The organism is Mycobacterium sp. UM_Kg27 (assembly GCF_000972905.1).
Taxonomy (GTDB): Bacteria; Actinomycetota; Actinomycetes; order Mycobacteriales; family Mycobacteriaceae; genus Mycobacterium.
In genome coordinates, this window is record NZ_JRMM01000243.1 from 1 (window position 1) to 2,404 (window position 2,404).

1 protein-coding gene and 1 pseudogene are annotated in these 2,404 nt (G+C 63.9%); one reads left to right on the top strand and one right to left on the bottom strand.

All coding sequences use genetic code 11. The features are described from left to right. A pseudogene (locus tag LI94_RS25165) lies at positions 1–474 on the bottom strand (hypothetical protein); the annotation flags it as partial. A 460-nt stretch (positions 475–934) separates the two neighbouring features. Here LI94_RS25165 and LI94_RS20890 point away from each other — a divergent pair. Beyond that, entirely contained in the window at positions 935–2,323 is a 1,389-nt protein-coding gene (locus LI94_RS20890) for an IS3 family transposase (protein WP_082105847.1), read from the top strand. The last annotated feature ends 81 nt before the right edge of the window (positions 2,324–2,404 follow it).

The window sequence follows — 2,404 nt, forward strand, 5'->3', positions numbered from 1 at the left end:
GTCTTGGACGCCACCATCTGCGCCACTGCCGGCGTTGCCTCCGTTGCCAAACAGCCAACCGGCATCACCACCGGAGCCGTTGTAGCCCCAGCCGGCACCTCCATCACCGAACAACAGACCGCCATCCCCACCGTCGGGGTTCAGTTCCGTTCCCGCAGCACCATCGCCGATCAGGTAGACGCCGGACAGATCGTTGACGAAGGTGGCGAATTGGACACCGCCAGTGCTGTGCAGCCAGTCTTGGATCGCATCGTGCAACGGCATAAACACCAGGTCGTTGAACCAGTCATCCAAGGAGGCCACAGCGATCCCCGGTGCGGGCAGTGCGCTCCACCAGTCGCCTGCACTCAAGTCAACCGCTGACGCCGATGCCGCGCTCGGGAGCGCATCGAACACATCGACGTCCCATTCCGGCACTTCCGCTGACACCATCGGTGCCGCCACCAGGGGCGCCGCCCCGAACGCAAGGAACATGCTGACCGTGCTAGCTGCACCCAGCGTGCGCCGGTTCAGTTGCTTCTTACGCGAGGGTGCTGCGAGCGCGCGCTTCATCGCTGGTTCGTCTCCAAGAGGTTCGACCTGTACAGATTCCGGGATTCTCCCTATTACTTGCTGTAAGTTAACTAAGAGACGGGAATCACGTCAACGGATATGAACGCAACTCCACAATTAAGGGCCTTGAGGCCGGTGGGGATAGGCCACCAAGGAGCCAGCCAACCCGGCGACCGGCCGCGAAACCTCACGAGCACAGGCCGTGCCTGAACGCACTGGCACCGCTGCCTACAAAGCGATCAGGCCTTACAGCTCACGGCACATCCCTGCGTGTCAGGGTGAGTTGAGTCCAGTGGTCATAGCAATCCGCTTGCAGGGCGAGAGACGGATCAACTCGAAGATGACGATTTCCAGCCTGGCTGTGGCCGGGGAGAATGCGCACATGGATTCAACACGTCCACGTGGTGGTGGCCCGCAGCGGCGGCGCTCGTTTAGCGCGGCCGACAAGCTGTCGCACTTGGCTGCGTACGAGCAGGCCCGCTCCAGCGGCGATGGTGGCGCCTACCTGCGCCGTGAAGGCCTGTACTCGTCTCAGATCAGCGAGTGGCGCAAGCAACGTGACGCCGGCGTGCTCGACGGCAAGCCGGCCGGGGCGAAGGTCGGCAAGCTCACGCCCGAGCAGGCCGAGATCGCCCGGCTCAAGCGTGAACTCGACAAGACGGACAAGCGCCTGGCCACCACCGAGGTCGCCTTGGAGATCATGGGAAAAGCACACGCTCTTGGAAAGTCTCTCCGAGAGCGCGGAGCCCGACAACAAGCCGACCAAGCGCTGATGGACGCCTGGACCGACCTGCGCGGCCACGGGATCACCACTCGGAAGGCGGCTGCGTTGACCGGCATGCACCGCTCGACAGCGGCACGGCGGGCCAAGCCGTTCTCGGCGCCACGTGATCCGGTGCTGCACGTACCGGTCAACAAGCTCACCGCCGCCGAATGCGCCCATGTGGTCGAGGTGCTCAACAGCAACCGGTTCGTCGACACCACCCCGATGCAAGCGTGGGCCACCCTGCTCGACGAAGACACCTACCTGTGCTCGATCTCGACGATGTACCGGATCCTCAACGCCAACAAGCAGGTCAAGGAGCGCCGCCGGCTGGCCCGGCACCGCAAAGCGGTCTGCCCGGAACTGGTGGCGACCGCCCCGCGGCAGGTGTACTCGTGGGACATCACCAAACTGGCTGGCCCGGTCAAAGGCGTCTACTACGACGCCTACGTGATGATCGACATCTACTCGCGCTACATCGTCGGCGTGCACGTGCACGCCCGCGAATGCGGCGTGCTGGCCAAGGAGATGATGGAGCAGATCTTCGGCACCTACGGCATCCCGCACGTCGTGCACGCCGACCGGGGCACCTCAATGACCAGCAACAGCGTCGCCGCACTGCTGGCAGAGCTGGGTGTAACCCGCTCGCATTCGCGGCCCAAGGTCTCCAATGACAATCCCTACAGCGAAGCCTGGTTCAAAACGCTGAAGTACGCGCCGACCTTCCCGGATCGCTTCGAATCCATCCACCACGCAAGAGATTTCATGGAGACATTCGTGGCCTGGTACAACCACGAGCATCGCCACAGCGGCATCGGCCTGCACACCCCCGCCGACGTGTTCTACGGCCTGGCCGCCGCCAAGGACACCCAGCGCCGCGCCGTGCTCGCCGACGCCCGCGCACGTCACCCGCAGCGCTACGGCCGCGATCACGCACCCAAGATCATCGACCTACCCGAGGCCGCCGCGATCAACCCACCACAGCCAACCGAACAGGAGGTGAGGTGAGCCCCTCGTAGTGGTCCAGTCGTTGTGGGACTCTGATGCCCGATTTTCGGGCAGGAAGAATCGACGACGACATGGCATCAA

Bases quoted from the DNA above. Each gene is read 5' to 3' on its own strand.
- LI94_RS20890 (WP_082105847.1), top strand. From the start codon at position 935: ATGGATTCAACACGTCCACGTGGTGGTGGCCCGCAGCGGCGGCGCTCG.